The following is a 19,747-nucleotide window of genomic DNA, read 5'->3' as shown; positions in this document are numbered from 1 at the left end:
CGGGATGAACCCGTAAAACATTCAATTAAAGAAAAATAAAAACAAAAAAATCCCCCAAGTTTTTCAACAAAGAGGATTTCTGTACTGATGGCGGGACTTGAACCCGCACGACCAAATGGTCACAGGATTTTAAGTCCGGCGTGTCTACCAATTCCACCACATCAGCATTTCTACGTGGCTACCATCCCGATAGCTATCGGGACCACCACTCGAGCTTAAATAGGCTGCCAATTGCAGCCTGGACTTAACAAAAAATGCCGATACTTTCGGCATTTAGAGCTGAGCGAAAAACGGGATTCGAACCCGCGACCTCCACCTTGGCAAGGTGGCGCTCTACCAACTGAGCTATTTTCGCATTTTAATATCTGGAACTCTTCCGTCCCGCTAACTATCGGGAGAGCTATTTTCGCAGTAAATTTTAATGAACGTTGCTTCGTATTGTAAGCGGTGGCAAATTTAAAAATTTTACTTCAATCGCAAAGTGTTTTTTCAGAAATTATTATAGAATTTTACTTTTTCATTTTAACAGTAGCATTTCGTTGTAACATACGCCTAATTTCATTGAGTTTCATTAATGCTTCAACGGGCGTAAGTGTATCAATGTCAATGTCTAAAATTTCTTCACGTAGCTCTTCCAGCAATGGATCATCCAGCTTAAAAAAACTCAATTGCATTTCTTCTTTTGAAACTGCCTTCATATCTTCGGTTAATTCTTCCGAAGCATGACTCCTTTCAAGTCTTTTAAGTATTTTATTTGCTCTTAAAAGCACTGCTTGGGGCATGCCCGCCATCTTTGCAACGTGAATTCCAAAACTGTGTTGACTGCCACCCGGAACCAATTTCCGAAGAAAAAGCACATTGTCTTTTAACTCCTTCACCGAAACATTGTAATTTTTGATTCGCGCAAAAGTTTCGGTCATTTCATTTAATTCATGGTAATGTGTGGCAAAAAGCGTTTTAGCATGCGAAGGGTGCTCGTGCAAATATTCGCTAATCGCCCAAGCAATTGAAATTCCATCGTAGGTGCTCGTACCACGCCCTATCTCATCTAACAGAATTAAACTTCTTTCCGACAGATTGTTTAAAATACTCGCCGTTTCATTCATCTCTACCATAAAAGTAGATTCGCCCATCGAAATATTGTCGCTCGCTCCTACTCGTGTAAAAATTTTGTCTACACAGCCCATTCGCACTGCGGCTGCTGGTACAAAACTACCCATTTGCGCAAGTAAGACAATTAAGGCTGTTTGCCTAAGAATGGCAGATTTACCACTCATGTTCGGCCCGGTAATCATAATTATTTGCTGGTTGTCGCGATCTAAAAAAACATCGTTTGCAATGTACGGCGCATCTGGCGGCAGCTGTTTTTCAATAACCGGATGACGCCCTTCTTTTATATCTAAATCGAAACTATCATCGAGCAACGGACGTGTGTAATTAGCCTCATTTGCCTGCGTAGCGAACGAGCATAAACAATCCAGTTGCGCTATTAACGCAGCATTTTGCTGAACCGAACCAATATATTGAAGTAGCCACGCCACGAGTTTCGCAAAAATTTCCTGCTCCAACGCCAGTATTTTTTCTTCGGCGCCGAGGATTTTTGTTTCGTATTCTTTAAGTTCTTCGGTAATATATCGCTCTGCACTAACGAGGGTTTGCTTTCTAATCCATTCTTGCGGAACCTTGTCTTTATGGGTGTTCCGGACTTCTATATAATATCCAAAAACGTTGTTTGAAGCTATTTTTAGCGAAGTAATGCCTGTGCGTTTTGTTTCGCGTTCCAGCATTTCGTCTAAATATTCCTTTCCGTTTGCTGAAATATTTCGGAGCGAATCAAGGGTTTCCGAAAAACCTTCAGCAATCGAATTTCCCTTTAAAATATTTACAGGAGCATCTTCAAAAAGCGTTTCTTTTATTTTATTCCGAAGCAACTCGCAATCGTGCAATTGTTCACCAATTATTTTAAGCGATTCGTTTTTTGAATTCATCGCCAAGGCCTTTATCGGCACAACTGCTTCCAAAGAATTTTTAAGTTGAATAAGCTCGCGTGGGTTCACTTTTCCAGTCGCGACCTTTGAAATAAGTCGTTCTAAATCGCCAATGCGTTTGGTGTATTGCTGAACTTTTTCCAAAGTAACTGAATTGTCCAGCAGAAAACTTACAACTTCGTGACGACGATTTATCTTTTCGGCATTTTTAAGCGGAAGAGCCATCCAGCGCTTTAAAAGCCGTCCGCCCATTGGCGAAATAGTTTTATCTATCACATCCAAAAGCGTTACTGCATTCTGTTGATTTGAATGGTAAAGCTCCAAATTGCGAATGGTAAAACGGTCCATCCAAACGTATTCGTCTTCGGCAATTCGCGATAAGCGCGAAATATGCTGCAGTTTGGTGTGTCGCGTCTCGCTTAAATAATGGAGTGCAGCCCCAGCAGCGATAATACCATCTTCCAAATGATCTACGCCAAAGCCTTTTAAATTTTTTACGTCGAAGTGTTTTGTAAGCGTTTCAAAGGAATAATCGCTTTGAAAAATCCAGTCTTCCAAGTGAAAAACGTGATATTCATTCCCAAAAGTTTCAGAAAATAGCTTTCGTTTTTGTTTCGAAAAAAGCACTTCCGACGGATTAAAATTTTGAAGCAGTTTATCAACATATTCCGCAGAACCTTCTGAAACTAGGAATTCGCCCGTGGAAACATCCAAAAACGAAACCCCTAAATTCTTGGAGCCGAAATGTACCGCAGCCAAAAAGTTATTAGATTTAGACTGTAAAATATCATCGTTAAAAGCCACGCCAGGGGTAACCAATTCGGTAACGCCCCGTTTTACAATTTTCTTAGTCAGTTTTGGGTCTTCCAACTGGTCGCAAATTGCAACGCGACAACCCGCCATTACCAGTTTTGGTAAATAAGTATTTAACGAATGGTGCGGAAAACCTGCCAATTCCATATTATCGCCACCGTTATTTCTCGCAGTAAGTGTAATGTTAAGGATGCCTGCAGCGCGTACCGCATCTTTCCCAAAAGTTTCGTAGAAATCGCCCACACGAAAAAGTAGCAAAGCATCAGGGTACTTGGCTTTAATCGTGTTGTATTGCTTCATCAATGGGGTTTCCTTCTTCGCCATAACTCAAAAAATTCTTTAATCGATAAATGTAACCAAATTGCTGTTTTCTTTAAAATGAAGTGATTGTGATTTATTGGGTTTTATCAACAATTTCCATCCAAAGGCGCAAAGCGTTTTCTGCATTAACTTTTAAAAATTAACTTTGCCACCATGAAATACCGCAAACTTAAAAATAGCGAATTAGATCGAATTAACCCCGAAGAATTCAAAGCTTCGGAAAAAACGCCTTTAATAATTATTCTCGACAACATTCGGAGTTTAAACAATATTGGCTCTGTGTTTCGCACCGCCGATGCTTTTTTAGTGAAGAAAATTTATCTCTGTGGTATTACTGCGCAACCGCCGCACAAAGACATTCAAAAAACAGCTTTGGGCGCTACCGATAGCGTTGAGTGGGAATATGCCGAAAATACTATAGACGTAGTTGAAAAATTGCAAAAAGAAGGCGTTTTTGTAGCCTCCATTGAACAAGCCGAGTTGGCGATAAATCTCGACGATTTCACTACTCAAAATGAAATGACTTATGCATTGGTCTTTGGCAACGAAGTAAAAGGCGTGCAGCAAAAAGTGGTAACTGCAAGCGATGCAGTGATCGAAATCCCTCAGTTTGGCACCAAGCATTCGCTCAATATTTCGGTGAGTGTGGGCGTAGTGGTTTGGGATTTTTTTGTAAAACTCAAATAGTTCAAAAACAGAAAAAGAAATCTAAAGTTATGACTCTTATCTCTTTTTCTAAAATATCCGATTCGTCAATAATTCTACGTGTATTAGAACAATACTAAATACACCCAATACGATAGCGAACTTTAAAATGTTGTGTAAAATTATATAGTGTATTTTGGTTTTAGAATACCACAAAACAATTAAAAAAACTACGAGCCCAAGGATACTTGCGTAAAAATAAAAATCCATATATCCTATTTCTTCTTTGAATTTTGTGATGAGCAAAATAATTGGCACAAGCGTTAAAACACTTAAAACAGTAAGCATTTTAATAGAAGTTTTTTCGCCGTAAACAACAGGAATTGTGTTGTAACCGTGAGTTAAATCGCCCCTGAGGTTTTCGAGATCTTTTACCAGTTCGCGCATTGAAATTAGCAGGAAAAGGAAAGTGGCATGCACGAAAATTACAATGTCGAAATTGCCGTAATGCACAAAAATTGCAAAGAAAGGAATCACTGCAAGAATTGCCGCTGTGATGTTTCCTATAAAAGGGTACTTTTTTAATTTATGGGAATAAAACCAAAGGAAAAAAATATAAATAGAAAAGAAAAGAACGGCTCTAAACGACACATAACTGGCAAAAACAACCGACAAAAAGTTGAGAACAAAATAAGCAGAGAGTTTGGTGCGTTGACTAACCAACTTATCGAGCATTGTTTTTCGCGGACGGTTAATTAAATCTTTTTCGCTGTCGTAAAAACTATTTATAATATAACCACCCGCAATTGCAAATGATGAAGCGAGCACGAGCATTAGCAAATTTACATCGAACAAAACCTCCCGAACGGGCAAATCTGGCGCTAAAATGTAAATACTCGTTAGGTATTGTGCAATTACAATTATTAAAATATTGTAGCCACGAACCACAGAAAACAGGCTGAAAAACTTTAATAGAAAGTGTTTTTGTTTTCGGGTTAGCATAGATTAATAAATTGAAGGAATCTGAAACGAAATTTCAGAATGTTGTAATCCTAAAAACTATAAACCACTTCCAGTTTATAATCTTTTAAAGCTTTGCGTGCTTTATCTATATCTTCGGCAAAGCCGAGCATATAACCGCCGCCACCGGAGCCGCAAAGTTTTAGGTAGTAGGCGTTGCTGTCTATTCCCTTCTTCCAAAGTTTGTGGAATTGTGCAGGAATCATAGGTTTAAAATTGTCGAGAACTACTTTTGACAGTTGTTTAATGTTGCCAAAAAGTGATTTTACATCGCCTTGCAGAAAATCGTCAACACAGGCATCGGTATGTTTTACAAACTGATCTTTCAGCATATTTCTAAAACCTTCCTGCTTCATATTTTCCATAAAAATTTGAACCATTGGTGCGGTTTCACCCGTGCTGCCACTGTCTAATAAAAACACAGCGCCTTTGCCATTTTCGGTTTGCGACGGAATTCCCGCAGGCTCAATATTGTCTTTTGAATTTATTAAAATAGGAAGACTCAAATAACTGTTTAATGGATCCAATCCAGATGACTTTCCGTGAAAAAAAGATTCCATTTCGGCAAAAACAGTTTTTAGCGTCAACAGTTTTTCTCGCGTAAGATTTTCAAGAACCGTAATTTTATTTTTTGCGTACTTATCATAAATAGCAGCAACTAATGCTCCGCTACTACCAACACCATAGCCCTGCGGAATACTACTATCAAAATACAATCCACTTTCTACATCATTTCGTAAGGCTTCCAAATGAAAAGAAACTAAGTTGGGGTTTTCGGTTTGAAGATTTTCCAAATATTCTGAAAACCGTTTCAAACTAGCATTCGATTTGTGCGTAGCAATAGTGTGGTGGGCGTCTATTTTAAGTGCCCCGTTATAAAAGTTATACGGAATAGAAAGACCTTTGGAGTCTTTAATAATACCATACTCACCGAAAAGTAAGATTTTTGAGTAAAAAAGCGGGCCGCGCATAAGCTTTGTAGTTGTAGCTATAAAAGTACTGGTTTTTATATTTAAAATTAAAATACGCTACAAATATAAACTTTTTAACATTTATATTTTCAGAAAAAAATGCTAATTAATCTAAACACGGCCTTTTTAAGAGATTGAAATTAAGTTGCGTACTATTTGCGAGCAACTCTATTTACATTAATAAAAATAAGTTGTATCTTTCTTTTTCATTTTCCCGCCTGCGTATATTTTAAAAAAACAGTTTAAAATTATGGCTTTTAAAACCATGAGATTCCTCTTTATTTTTCAAGTATTTTCTCTCCTTCTATCTTTTGAAGGCTATTCGCAAGAAAAAAATTTAACGGTCAAAGAAATACAAACACTTATTGAACAAGATTCTCTTGAAAAAGCTCGTGCAGCGGTTGCTAAGAATATTGCGTATTACCGAGCCGAAAAAATCTACGACAGCATTTACAATTACATTCAATTTGAAGGCAGTTTTAAGCTTAATAATGGCAACACAAAATTGGCAGTACAGAAGGCCGAAAACCTATTGGAAGAAATTAAAAAAAACGCCAATCCACACTACGTTGTTGAAGCCACGACAGAGCTAGGTTGGATTTATGACGATGCCGGCCTGCATCAAAAAGCCTACAATTTAATGGAAACCGCGAGACCATTTGCGCTTCGCAATACCGAGCCAAACAACCTAGACTTAGCAAGCGTAGAATACAGATTGGGCTTTTATGCTTCTAAAATGGGTAATTTTCCTTTAGCCACTAATCAGTATCAAAAAGCGCTGCAACTCTTAAAAAAAACGGGGCAACAAGATTATGTTTTCTACAATCAGGTTTACAATGCCCTTGGCGGAATGATGTGGCAAGAAACTAAATTAGACAGTGCCAAATACTATTTTCAAGAAGCAGTAAAAGTGCTCGAAAAAACAAACGAGAGCGATATTATGAACCGCTATTATCGACCGGCACTCGTAAAAATGAACCTCGCCGTATTGTGGAATGCCTTGGGAAAAAACCGACAAGCCATTAATATTTCCGAAGAGTCCATCGCTGGGTTTCAAAACTATATTAACCGCTCTACCGATGAAGCTCGCACTTTTAAAGCCAAAAGCCATCAATGCATGGCCATTGACAATATGGCAACTTTTTACAATACGCTTGGCGAGCATTCTCGCACCCAAGAATTAATAGAATATTCATTTGAACAGAAAAAAGAATTATTTGAAGAAAACGATATTAATATTATTATTTCGAACATAATTCTAGCCGAAGCCAAAACTGCAAGTCGCGATTTTGAGGGAGCCGCACTAAATGCAGACAGAGCATTAGAACTTTTAAAAACCAGCCCTGGCGCCAATCTTTACTGGGGTGCTGCTGCCCTTTCTACTCGCGCCACCATTTACGATTATATGAACGATGTTGAAAATGCCGCAATTTTTTATGAAAAGGCTCGAACCATGTATCGCACATCAATTGGAACAACCTACACCAAGGATTTTATGGATAATATCTTGGAGTATTCTCTATTTGCCGCAAAAAATAACATGCGCGAAAAAGCAATTTTGCTTGCCAATGAAACCTATAATTTTACACATACAGGAGAGTTTAAAAATACACTACAGGCGTTTTATCACACAATAAATTTAGCGCAGGTTCATTATTTGCTGCAAGATTATGCCGAAGCAAAAAAGTTTAGTGATGAAGCCCTCCGTTTTAATATTTTAAAAGAAAATGAAAAAATAAGTATTTCAGATTCCATTTTAAGCCAATACCGAAAACCGCAAGCTTTACTCATTAATGCAGCTTCTAAATACTACTTGGCCGAAGATAAAAACACACAACTTTTAAAAGAACTTTTGTTGCAAATAGATGAAGGTATCGCTATTTTAAATCAACGTAAAAAAGTAGTAAACAAACACGAAGACGTAACTTTACTACTTGCAGAAAATGAAGAGCTCCTAAATTTTGCCGAAAAAATTAGGTTAGAACTTTATCAAAATACTAATAATCCTGAATATTTAGATAAACTCATTGCACTTCACGAATCCAGCATTTATAATCGTATTCGCTCGCGATTAAACCTGCGCGATAATATAGCTTTTCAACATATTCCTGAAGAAGTTGTAGAACGAGAAAACAACCTAAAAAGCCAGATGGTTTCTTCGCTTAATAACACCATTGACGGCAATCTGGCTACTTATTTTAAAGCTTCGGAAAACTGGGATTATTACCTAGATTCATTAAAACAAAATTTTCCGAAATACTACAAAATGCGCTATGCAACTTTGGAAGAACCCATGCACGGACTTCAACAAAAAATTCCTTTAAACACAACGGTTATTCGTTATATTTTTATTGAAGACCAATTATATGTTTTTGTTGTTTCGTCTAAAGAAAAGCGGATGATTTCTCTCAATTACAGCTCGGTAAAAGACCATATTTCTAATTTAAACCACGCGGAATTTTCAGCAGAAAAAATGAGTTTGGTGCTCTATCAATTATATCAATCGCTTTGGTCTCCGTTAGAAAAGTATATTTCGACTAAAAAAGTGGTAATCATTCCAGATAGGGAGCTTTTCAATCTTAGCTTTGAAACCCTCACCCCAAAACCTATAAAAAGTTTTAACGAAATGGCGACCAATAGCTTATTAGCTAATTATGAAATCTCGTATAATTTTAGTCTGCTACTTTATAAAGACAAAAAAAATATAGCCGATTATTCTTCAGATTTTATTGCCTTTGCCCCTGGTTTTAATGAAAAAATGAAGCAGGAATACAAGCTTGCCATAAAAGATTCTGTGAATTTAGATAAAGCCTATCTCACGCTTTTACCGCAGCCGTTTAGCGAAGATTTGGTGAAACAATACTCAAAAGTTTTTGATGGTAACTATTTTGTAAATGAAGACGCAAGCAAAGAAGTGTTTATAAACCGCGCCAAAGAACACAAAATAATACACATTGGTACCCACGCCGAAAGCAACAATATAAGCCCAGAATTGAGCCGACTCATTTTTGCGAAAAAGACGAATGACACAAAAACCTATGACGAAAACTCGCTCTATTCCTACGAAATATACAACATAGACCTCTCCTCCAATCTCGCAATTTTAACGGCTTGCGAAACGGGAAAACCCACTTACCAAGCTGGCGAAGGAATGATTTCTTTAGCACACGCTTTTAACTATGCTGGTAGTGAGAGTATTTTAACCAGCCTTTGGGAAATTGACGAAGAGTCTAGCGCCCAAATTGTGAAGCTATTTTACGATAATCTCGCAAAAGAAATGCCCAAAGATGAAGCGTTGCGCAAAGCGAAAATAAGTTATTTGGCTGCCGCCGAAGGGAGAACTACATCGCCCCAATATTGGGCAGGCTTAATACTTATTGGCGACACCGCTCCAATGGCATTAAAGGCTGGTGTTGCTTGGTGGTGGTATGTTTTGGCGGGTGTTGTTGGTTTTATTTTAATGACGTTAATTGTACAAAGAAAAAAAGAAATACAGCGTACCAAAAAGTGATGTTTGTTATTTAAGGAAATAATAGATTAGGTCATTTTTTTTGCACCAAGTCCCACATCATCTATAATAAACTCACCGTTTTTACAGAATTGCGACAACTCCTTTTTAATAAATTGTAAGACCGTTTCCTTCTCTGTTTCGGGATAAAGTACGTGAACATTGGCGCCCGCATCGAGTGTAAAACAAACATTGCTGTTGGTTTCTTCCCTAAATTTCCAAATGCGATTTATTATTTCCAAAGTGTTTGGTTTCATTAATATGAAATACGGCATTGAAGTAAGCATCATAGCGTGCAACGACAGGGCTTCACTTTCTACAATTTTTATAAATTCTGAAAAATCTCCGTCTTTAAGAACGGGAATAAGCTTTGAAAGATTATCCTTTGCTTGCCTAAAACGTTGTGCAGCAAAAGGATGTTCCAACATTAAATTATGCCCAACCGTGCTGCTTACTTGTTTTTCGCCTTTGTCTACCAACAAAATTGTGTCTTGGTAATTTTTAAAATTTGGATGAACTGCAAACGGATATTTTGAACCGAATAGATTGCTGCTGCCGTCAATTTTTGAGTGTTCGCCCCAAACAATAAGCGGTCCTTCAATACTTCGGCATGCGCTTCCCGAACCCAAACGAGCCAAGAATGATGCTTTTTCAATAAAGTAATCTTCAGGAATTTCGGGCTGCATTTGCTTTTCCATATCCATTAAACACAGTGCCAATGCACTCATGCCACTCGCCGAAGAGGCAATGCCGCTGCTGTGCGGAAAACTGTTGGAGGTTTCAATTTTGAATTTAAAATCTTTTAAAAATGATAAATATGCTTCTGCTTTTTCAAAGAATTTCTGAATTTTTGGCTCAAAAGAAACTTCTCTTTTTCCGTCGAGATACACTTCAAAATTAAATTCTGACGAAGGAGATTTTTCAAAAGTCAACTTTGTAATTGTGTGGCAATTGCTTAAAGTGAAACTTATGGAAGTGTTCATCGGCAGTTGCTCGCCATATTTACCCCAATATTTCACCAACGCTATGTTGCTGGGCGATTGCCAAGAAACGGTTCCGGAAGTGAGGGTTTTACTATGGGTGCAAACAATAAATTTATGTTCTGGCATACTATGGGAATAGATTACAAAAATAAACTTCTTTTTGATTTTTGCGATGACAATTTAAAAACGTTTCGATGTTTCTATAATTCTGCTGTAGAAGAATCTAAAATTTTAAGGATTATAAAACAATAGATTTTTCAGTAGTTTTTGAGGTTGCAAACCAACCGGAATGCCCCTGAAATATGGGGCATTTTTTAGTTTTCAAAATGAATGACGTGAGATTCGCATCGTTTTAAATATGCGTGCTTTGTCGCTCTTTCCTATTCTTTCACTTTATATTGATGACCTTTTATATTATAAACGTTAAAGTATTAAAAGGCAAACGGAATTTTGTTCTTTCACTTAAATTGATATAAGAAATGGAACCGAATTCAAATTGAAAAACTAAGGTAAAAAAATTGTATATTTCCATAGATTTCTATGGAAGATACACTAACTCAAGGAAAATTTAAATTATTGGATGCTTTCTTAAACAATGAGGAGGTGCCAATACGTGAATTTTACATTGCCGAATATCCGAAAACAAAATATTACATTCTTAAAAATGGAGGCACTGTAGATAATGCCAAAGATGTTTTTCAGGAAGCTTATTTTGTTTGTTGGAAAAAACTGAGTTCGCGAAAATTTCAGCCAAAAAACAAAAATGAAATAGAAGCATACCTATTTACAATTGCCAGAAATAAATGGATAGACCAAACTAGAGCTGCGACTAAACGGAAAACAACTTCAATAAACGACAAAATGTATCAACTAGCAGCAGATGACAATCCAACAGGTGAACTTGAAAAAAAAGACAAACAATTAACTATAACATTAGCCGCTTTCGAAAACCTTGGTCAAGGATGCAAAGATTTGCTCACGCAGTTTTATTTCAACAAAATGTCTTTGCGTACTATTGCTGAAAAGCTAAATATTGAAGAAGCATCGGCGAAAAACAAAAAATACAGGTGCATTCAAAAATTAAAAGAATTGGCACTTGGTAAAAACTAGTACTTAAAAAGTAAAATTATAAAATGAATTCCCCAATTGAAATAAGCTCGTTAGAATGGGACATAATAGAAACCTATCTGGATCAAAATGATTTTTCAGAAGAAGCGCTGTTGGCAGATGAAAAACTTAACCAAATCGCAAACCTTTCCGAAAAAATAGCACACGTAAAACAAGTAAGAATAGAAATTGAAGACAGTATTCGTCAATCGAAAATAAAAGAATTTCACGAACACATTTCAGTGGATGAAAATGATTTAAAAGTAAAAAAACTTTCTACCAACAAAGCGAACAAAAAAGTTATTTGGTATTCCATTGCTGCGGTATTGGTAGTGTTATTAGGAATTTTTTGGATGATGCAAAATTCCAATTCTCCAGAAAAAATATTTGCAACTCATTTTGAAGCAGACCCAGGTTTACGAACAGTGATGGGCATAACAAGCGACTATGATTTTTACGAAGGAATGGTAGTTTATAAACGCAAAGAATACAAAGAAGCTATTGATTGGTGGCAAAAACTACTCCCCGAAAAAGCAAATAACGACACCTTAAATTACTTTTTGGGAGTTGCCCATTTAGCCGAAGGAAATGCTGAAAAATCATTAAAATATTTAGAACCTGCAAGTAAATTCAGCGAAGGTATTTTTAAAGAAGATGCAGCCCATTACACGGCTTTGGCAAAAATAAAGTTAGGACAAATTGAAGAAGCTAAACAATTGTTGAAAGAGTACCCTTCTGAAAAGAATAACGAATTACTTAAAGCGCTGAGCGAATAAAACGGATACAGTTTTAAAAACTAAAGATTGCATCAAACTGAATACCAATTGGGCGTTTTTTCCAGTGTCAATAAATAAAATTGTATGGTATCTAAATACAACAATCTTTCACTTTTACTCCTGATTGCTTTTTTAGTTTTCTTCCAAAATAGCTTCGGGCAAGACACGGATTTATCCGGCACTAAATTAATAGACTCCTATTTATTGAACAATCAAATAAAAGAGGCAGATGCTGCACTTCAAACACAAATAATAAGTTTTACACAAGCCAATCAAATAGATTCGTTAGCGCAATACACAGTATATGTGGGAAAGGTTGCGCTCTTAAAAAGCAACCCAAAAGATGCGGCCAAAAAAGCCGATGTATTTTTTAAAAATCTAAAAACACAGGGAGCCTCCAAACGCGCCCAACATACAGCTCTGTACGGGCTTTCTCAACTTTATGAGGAATTGGGAAACATTACCGAATCTTTCAAAGCTGCTGAAGAATCACTAAATATAATACGTGCTGTCCCCGATGCTACGCACAACGAAATTGGCGAAGCATACTATGCGTTAACTTATTCCTATTACATTTCCGGAAAATTTTTGGATGCCAACGAACAGGCTAAAAAAGCACTTGCTGAATTAAAAAATTCGGAGACAAAGAATTATAAAAAGATAGCTGACGTCAACAATTTTTTCGGGATTATGATGTGGCGGTCCCAAAAACTGGACAGCGCGCAATACTTCTTTGAAAACGCTATAAAAACTTTACAAAAAATACAGGGCGATTCGGTTTATAAAGTGTATTCCTCTTCGGGCATAAAATTGAATATGGCACTAGTAATGGAGGCTCGCGGCAATATTTCTGAATCTATACATACGCTTGAAAGGCTCATTCAAGATTGCAATTTTGTTTTAAAAAAATCAAAAGACGTTCGCGTTGTTTCGCGCAGCAAGCGTCTAAAATGGACCGGCATTTCAAACCTCGGCTCGCTTTATACTAACATTGGCCACGTAAATAGGGCTTATAAGCTTATGGCGTACATTTACAATAATCGTGATCAATTATACCTCCCGGGCGACCCCGAAATTCCGCGTGCGCTTATATTGTTAGCCCAATCACAAATGGCTTTAAAAGAAACAGACAGCGCAATAAATTCCTTCGAAAAAGTACTCGCCATGTACGAAGCCGATTCCAGTCCAGATGTCTATTGGCGGGCAATTGCCACTGCTAATCTTGCAAGTTGTTACGGTCTAAAAGGCGAAATTGAAAAGGCGGAAAAATCATACAACGATGCCGAAAAATTATACAAAAGCGCCCTCGGAGAAAACCTAGACGATACCTACTTAAATTTTGCCCAGAATAAAAGTTTGTTTTTGGCGAAAAACGGAAAAAGTGAAGCCGCAGTAACCACTTCCTTAAATGCCTTTCATTATTTAAAAAAGAACGGAGGCGAAAACAACAGCGACCTCATCGCTCATATGCTAAATCTTTCGGAAGTGTTTTACACTATTGGCGATTACTCAAAAGCTGCCGAATGGAGCGAAAAAGGAATAGATTTTATTGATGCCCACACTCAAAATAAAAGCACAACACTCGATGCATTAAAATTGACCTATCGAAAACCTTTGTTGATTTTAGCGAAATCGAAAGCATATTACGCACAGAATACTTCCAAAGACTCAATTTTTCTAAAAAGTCTTTTGAAAAATATGGATGATGCCTTCAAAATTCTTGGGAAACAGAAAGCTCTAATTTCAAAAGATGATAATGTGAATGTACTGTATTCAAATTTTTTGGGACTTTACGGTTTCACAAAACAACTTTATTACGATTTATATACCCAAACCGAAAACAAAATATATCTCACCAAACTTATTGAAACCCACGAAAACAGCGTCTATTACACCATTCGTTCTAAGTTGATGCTTCAAGATGAAATCAATTTTGCAGACGTTCCGCAAGCAGTTATTAAAAGGGAAAGCGAGTTAAAAAAAGAAGCCGTTAACCGCAGCGCTTTAAGTGAAGATTCAACTTCTTCTTTTCAAAATTATCTGGAGGCGAGTACTATTTATAATTCGTTTTTAGATTCTTTAAAAACAGCTTTTCCTAAATATTACAAAATGAAGTATGCCACTTTGGATGCTTCACTTAAAGATTTACAAAAATATATTCCCGCCAACACTACAGTAATTCGCTATTTGTTTATCGATAACAATTTGTACGGAATTGTTTTGGATAACAAAAACCGAAGTATTCTTCCATTAAAGTTCGATTCTGTAAAAAATCATATTAAAAAATTAAGCGATCCGAAGGTAACTTTGGAAGATGAATCCACCCTACTTTATGAGCTTTATCAGCAATTGTGGGAACCTTTGAGCAGCCGTATAAATAACAAAAAAGTAATTATTATTCCTGATGGCGCGCTCTTCAATTTAAGTTTTGAAACCTTAACGCCTTCAAAAATAAAAAGCTATAAAGAACTCGTTACCAATAGTTTACTGGCGAAGCATTCCATTTCGTACAACTTTAGTCTTTTGCTTTTAAACGAAGACAAAAAGCCCAAAATGTTTGCTGAAAATTTTGTTGCCTTTGCCCCTGGCTTTACAAAAAAAATGAAAAGCGAATACAGAATAGCCATTACAGATTCGGTTACTAGTGACGTTGCATACCTTACTTTACTATCGCAACCAAGCAGTGTAGAATTGGCCGAGAATTACTCTAAAATTTTTGATGGAATATCGTTTTTAAATGAAAATTCAACCAAGCAGATTTTTGAAGCCAATGCAGGCGAACACAAAATAATTCACATTGGCACACACGCAGAAAGTAACAACGTAAGTCCTGAATTTTCGCGCCTTATTTTTGCGAAGAAAAATTCACGTAATGAAGATTACGACGAAAATTCACTGTACACCTTCGAGATTTACAACACCAATCTAAGTTCAAATCTCGCCATTTTAACGGCTTGCGAAACAGGAAAACCTACATACCAGCCCGGTGAGGGAATGATTTCTTTGGCACACGCTTTCAACTATGCGGGCAGCGAAAGCATCTTGACCAGTCTTTGGCAAATTGATGAAGAAAGCAGTGTAAAAATCATCCAAAATTTTTACGACAATCTCGCCGTAGGAATGACAAAAGATGAAGCCTTAAGACAAGCAAAGCTCAACTACATTGCCACTGCTAAAGGTCGCACCGTATCGCCTCAATATTGGGCAGGCATGGTCTTAATTGGCAAAACCGCTCCCATTCAATTGCAACACGGTTTCAATCCTATTTGGTGGTGGGTTTTCGGATTGTTAGCGATCGGAATCCTTATTATTTTTCTGCTAATAAGGAAGAAATCCAGCAAAGCATAACCCAATTTTTTTCCTATAACTTATCAGTAGTCCTCCTATTTTTGGTCTCGCGTCCCTGCTTACGGACAGGTAGGTTTCAGCAAAGCAGCCTCAAGCCTTAGGTCCTTTTTTGATGACCTTTTCAATATTCAACGTTTTAAAATTAAACTGCTTGCATTTTGCATTCCATAGCTTTTATGAAATGAATATTAATTTAAACTAACTATCATGAAAAAATTTAACTTTCTATTTGCGCTCACTGTTTTAGTTATAAATGTGAACATAACAAATGCCCAAACTACAGATGTAGTCACTGGCCTAAGTTTTCCATCTGGTTTAAACTTTAATGGAAACGACTTGTACTTTTGTGATAATGCCGAAAAAATTTTAAAAATAAACGTAACCGATAGCAGTCCAGTGCCGTTAGAAGTTATCACTGGCCTGGGGAATCCTTCCGAATTCATCTTAAATGGAAATGACTTATATATTGCCGAATATGCTGCCGGAAAAATTTCTAAAATAGATATAACCGACACCAATCCAGTGGCCACTGAGGTTGTTGCGGGTCTTAATGAGCCTAGTGGTCTAGCCTTAGATGGAAATATTTTATACATAGCCGAATCTAATGCCAATAAGATTTCAAAAATAGATATAACTGCTTCAAACCCAGTAGCTATAGATGTTATTTCAGGACTTCATAGGCCGCTTGATATAATATTGCGTGGAAATGACTTATACATTAGTGAACAGGCTGTAAATAAAATTTCAAAAATTGATATAACCGATACCACCCCAACAGCAATAGATGTCGTGAATGGTCTTAGCGATGCCTATCAAATGGTTCTGCACGGAAACATTATGTATATCGCTGAATTGGACGGCAACAAAATATCCCAAATTGACATAAACGTAACCAATCCAACCGCGACAGATGTTGTTGCTGGACTTTCTTCTCCGTATGGATTAGCAATATACGGAAACGAATTATTTATTTCTGAATTTCTTGGGAACAAGATTTCTAAAATTGAAATTCCTACTTTAAGTATAAATGAATTCAATAGAAATTTAATTGTAGTTTATCCAAATCCAGCTGACAGTTTTATCCAAATTTCCGGTTTAAAAGAATCAGAAAATTATAAAATTTATAATGTTTTGGGTACTGAAATAAGTAATGGAAAAATCTCTGAAACCGAAAAAATCCATCTTGAAAATTTTTCTAACGGTTTATACTTCTTAAAACTTGAAAATGGAAATTCGATCAAGTTCATAAAAGATTAAGAATCTTTCTTTAGCGTAAAAATAATGTTGAATACCGGATTGTAAAAACTTCAGTATTATAATTCGGTATCAGTCATTTTAAAAACTCCCAATCCAACCTCATCCGCGAAATGTTCTCCTTTTAACTACATTTTAAAGGGTTCGCAATCATTTTCACACTTTTCTCTTTTCTCTTTTCTCTAAAAAAATGATGACCTTTTTTAATAGCTCCGTTAAAAGAATAGAAACTCACCAAAATTAGCCTTCGGAAGGCGAATCAAATTCATTCAAAATGGTTAAAAATTAATAGTTATGAAACATTTAATAATTTTTTTCTTATTACTGGCAGGAATACATACTTCCTATTCTCAAGACACTGTTTTCGAATGGGCCAAATAAGGGTGACTTTATAAATAATCGAACTTGGAAAGAATTCATGATTGATAATTATCAATCTCATTAAAAAATATCAAATCCATATCAAAGATGTACAATTGTATTTCCACTTTATTCTATTTTCTTTCCTCTTTTATTTAAAAAATTGATGACTATTCCATTGCCATTTCGATTTATAGATATAATCCTTAATCAACCAAATTATGAAAACTTCAATTACACTTTTCGCATTATTATTGGGTATCTTCAGTGTTTATGCTCAAGACCCCGCTATTCTCTGGCAAAAAACCATTGGTGGAAGCGATACCGACTTTTCAACAGTATTTGAAACCACAGCGGATGGCGGATACATTCTTGGCGGTTATTCCACCAGTAATATTTCTGGCGAAAAAACCGAAAACAGCAACGGAGCCATCGATATCTGGATTGTAAAAATTGACGATTCTGGAAACATTCAATGGCAGAATACCATTGGCGGAAGCGGTGATGATTATCTTATTTCTCTCCAACAAACCTCAGACGGAGGATACATACTTGGCGCGGGTTCAGACTCCAACATTTCGGGCGATAAAACTGAAAATTCACGAGGAGGTTTGGATTATTGGATTTTAAAACTCGATGTTACAGGAAACATCACTTGGCAAAAAACATACGGCGGAAACCAACCTGAGTTTGACACTTACATTGTTCAAACCACAGACGGCGGCTACTTTGTTGGCGGCTATTCAGATAGCGACATAAATGGCGACAAAACCGACCCTTCTAACGGACAGCGCGATTTTTGGGCGCTTAAACTTGACAGTTCGGGAAACATTATCTGGCAAAATAGTATTGGCGGCAATTTGGTAGATAGACCACAAGCAGCCTTTCAAACTAGTGAGGGAGGCTATATAATTAGCGGTTTTTCAAACTCTCCAAACTCGGGCGACAAAACAGAAAACACACGCGGAGGGAATGATTATTGGATTGTAAAACTTGATGCCAGCGGAAACGTGGAATGGGATCGAACCTTTGGCGGAAATGACAGCGACGTGCTACGAGATATGGTTCAACTTGTAGACGATAGTTTCTTTGTGGCCGGGTATTCAAAATCAAATATTTCGGGAGACAAAACGGAAAACTCCCAAGGCGATTACGACGCTTGGGTTTTAAAATTGGATGGCAGCGGAAATATGGTATGGCAAAACACAATTGGCGGTAGTGGCATTGACTATCCACGCGATGTAAAACAGCTTGCCGACGGAAACTTTATGGTTGCTTGCTGGAGCAATAGCAATGCCAGTGGAGATAAAACAGAAGACTCCAACGGCGGTTATGATTATTGGCTCTTAAAACTCGACACCGCGGGAAATATTATTTCACAAAATTCCATTGGCGGCTCTGCCGATGAAGGCGGATCGTATATCCTGCAAACTGCAGATGGTAATTTTGCAATGTTTTGCTCTTCAGATTCAAATGTGTCTGGCGATAAATCGGAAAATAGCAGAGGCCTGGATGACTATTGGATTTTTAAAACCACGCCAAACATTCTTGGTGTTGCAACCAACACTTTTGGCCCGGCCTTAAGCGCCTATCCAAACCCTACAAACGGTAGATTCACTATAAATCTGGGGGAACGTTTTTCCGAAACCAATGTTAGTATCATCAATATACTCGGACAGGTAGTTTCGACTTCAACTTATAAAAACACACAAAAATTAGACGTTGAAATAAACGACGCAGCAGGAATCTATCTCGCAACCTTAAAAACTTCCGACGGGAAACAAGCAACCTTAAAAATAACGAAACAGTAATTTTTTTCATTTTAAATAGTTGACCAAAGAAGCCTCTCACAAAGGGGCTTTTTTTGCAAGTAATGTGAAGAAATAAATTCAAAAATGTATCGAATAACCAAAATATCTAATTTCATTTATTCGAAGAAATCTCAGCTACGTTCTTTTTCGATATATTTGGTTATATTAATAGCTGCCAACTGTTGCCACTAAAAATTTATATGAACCTATCAGACTTTCTGCTTACCTTAATACCCTTCACGCCTGCTGAACTGCAGGATATTTCTTCGCATTTTAAAAAGGAAAATATTCCAAAAAATACACTGCTGATTGAGCACAGACAGATTAGCAAAAAATTATATTTTATTGAAAAAGGAATGGGTAGAAGCTATTATTTAAAAGAAGATGGCAAAGAAGTAACCCAGTGGTTTTTTGGTGTTGGAAAGTTTATGAGTAGCGTCGATAGCTTTTTTCAGCAGAGCCCAAGTTTATACTTTTTGGAAACTTTGGAAGACTCTATTGTTTATTCTATTTCCAACGAAAGGATGGATTTGCTCTTTTCAAAATACCACAAAATGGAGCAACTGGGGAGATTGGTTTCTATTGAAATGCTCACCAAAGTGGTCAATAAACTGAATGCCATTCAATTTCAAACTGCACGCGAACGTTATGATTATATGCTCGCAGAATTTCCCGACATTTCCTACCGTGTGCCACTTGGGCATATTGCTTCCTATCTCGGAATGACGCAAGAAACCCTAAGTCGCATTCGAAGAGGTTGAAATAACTTGATTTTTTTTGCTCTACGTCCTGTCTGCTTTCGTGGTAAAAAACTTCAGCTCAACTTTTCGTTGTATTTCAAC

General features: G+C 36.9%; 12 protein-coding genes and 2 tRNA genes. 8 read left to right on the top strand and 6 right to left on the bottom strand.

Annotated features, from left to right (window positions below):
* Positions 1-82: 82 nt before the first annotated feature.
* The 3 genes from K8089_RS13000 to mutS all read right to left on the bottom strand — a co-directional run bounded on the left by K8089_RS13000 (position 83) and on the right by mutS (position 3,125).
* A tRNA-Leu gene (locus tag K8089_RS13000) sits at positions 83-166 on the bottom strand.
* Between the two features lie 116 nt (positions 167-282).
* Positions 283-355, bottom strand: a tRNA-Gly gene (locus K8089_RS12995).
* A gap of 154 nt (positions 356-509) precedes the next feature.
* Positions 510-3,125, bottom strand: coding sequence for a DNA mismatch repair protein MutS (gene mutS / locus K8089_RS12990; RefSeq protein WP_237603727.1), 2,616 nt, complete (start codon positions 3,123-3,125; stop codon positions 510-512).
* A 150-nt stretch (positions 3,126-3,275) separates the two neighbouring features.
* On the opposite strand from mutS, the gene K8089_RS12985 reads away from it, so the two are divergent.
* The gene (locus tag K8089_RS12985; protein WP_237603726.1) at positions 3,276-3,809 is read left to right on the top strand and encodes a TrmH family RNA methyltransferase; all 534 of its coding nucleotides are present in this window, start codon (positions 3,276-3,278) and stop codon (positions 3,807-3,809) included.
* A gap of 48 nt (positions 3,810-3,857) precedes the next feature.
* Here K8089_RS12985 and K8089_RS12980 read toward each other — a convergent pair whose 3' ends face one another.
* Positions 3,858-4,769 (bottom strand): geranylgeranylglycerol-phosphate geranylgeranyltransferase, encoded by a 912-nt coding sequence (locus tag K8089_RS12980; RefSeq protein WP_237603725.1) that lies wholly within the window; start codon positions 4,767-4,769, stop codon positions 3,858-3,860.
* Between the two features lie 50 nt (positions 4,770-4,819).
* On the bottom strand, positions 4,820-5,758 hold the full coding sequence (locus tag K8089_RS12975) for a mevalonate kinase family protein (RefSeq protein ID WP_237603724.1): 939 nt from the start codon (positions 5,756-5,758) through the stop codon (positions 4,820-4,822).
* 265 nt (positions 5,759-6,023) lie between these two features.
* Between K8089_RS12975 and K8089_RS12970 the strand changes: the two genes are divergently transcribed.
* Positions 6,024-9,269 carry a CHAT domain-containing protein gene (locus tag K8089_RS12970; RefSeq protein ID WP_237603723.1) on the top strand — a complete coding sequence of 1,082 codons (3,246 nt, stop codon included), beginning with the start codon at positions 6,024-6,026 and terminating at the stop codon, positions 9,267-9,269.
* A gap of 26 nt (positions 9,270-9,295) precedes the next feature.
* Here K8089_RS12970 and K8089_RS12965 read toward each other — a convergent pair whose 3' ends face one another.
* On the bottom strand, positions 9,296-10,375 hold the full coding sequence (locus tag K8089_RS12965) for a diphosphomevalonate/mevalonate 3,5-bisphosphate decarboxylase family protein (protein ID WP_237603722.1): 1,080 nt from the start codon (positions 10,373-10,375) through the stop codon (positions 9,296-9,298).
* Between the two features lie 414 nt (positions 10,376-10,789).
* On the opposite strand from K8089_RS12965, the gene K8089_RS12960 reads away from it, so the two are divergent.
* From K8089_RS12960 to K8089_RS12935, 6 genes are all read left to right on the top strand, one after another.
* Positions 10,790-11,359 (top strand): RNA polymerase sigma factor, encoded by a 570-nt coding sequence (locus K8089_RS12960; RefSeq protein WP_237603721.1) that lies wholly within the window; start codon positions 10,790-10,792, stop codon positions 11,357-11,359.
* A gap of 23 nt (positions 11,360-11,382) precedes the next feature.
* Positions 11,383-12,132, top strand: a complete 750-nt coding sequence (locus tag K8089_RS12955; protein WP_237603720.1) for a tetratricopeptide repeat protein — start codon at positions 11,383-11,385, stop codon at positions 12,130-12,132.
* An 84-nt stretch (positions 12,133-12,216) separates the two neighbouring features.
* On the top strand, positions 12,217-15,480 hold the full coding sequence (locus tag K8089_RS12950) for a CHAT domain-containing protein (RefSeq protein WP_237603719.1): 3,264 nt from the start codon (positions 12,217-12,219) through the stop codon (positions 15,478-15,480).
* Positions 15,481-15,687: 207 nt separating this feature from the next.
* The gene (locus K8089_RS12945; RefSeq protein WP_237603718.1) at positions 15,688-16,737 is read left to right on the top strand and encodes a T9SS type A sorting domain-containing protein; all 1,050 of its coding nucleotides are present in this window, start codon (positions 15,688-15,690) and stop codon (positions 16,735-16,737) included.
* Between the two features lie 578 nt (positions 16,738-17,315).
* The gene (locus K8089_RS12940) at positions 17,316-18,905 is read left to right on the top strand and encodes a T9SS type A sorting domain-containing protein (protein WP_237603717.1); all 1,590 of its coding nucleotides are present in this window, start codon (positions 17,316-17,318) and stop codon (positions 18,903-18,905) included.
* 200 nt (positions 18,906-19,105) lie between these two features.
* Positions 19,106-19,666, top strand: a complete 561-nt coding sequence (locus K8089_RS12935) for a Crp/Fnr family transcriptional regulator (RefSeq protein ID WP_237603716.1) — start codon at positions 19,106-19,108, stop codon at positions 19,664-19,666.
* Positions 19,667-19,747 lie beyond the last annotated feature (81 nt).

It is taken from the genome of Aequorivita vitellina (genome assembly GCF_022008365.1).
Lineage (GTDB): Bacteria > Bacteroidota > Bacteroidia > Flavobacteriales > Flavobacteriaceae > Aequorivita > Aequorivita vitellina.
The sequence above is the reverse complement of the archived record's forward strand: the minus strand, read 5'-3'. Positions and strand labels throughout refer to the sequence as shown.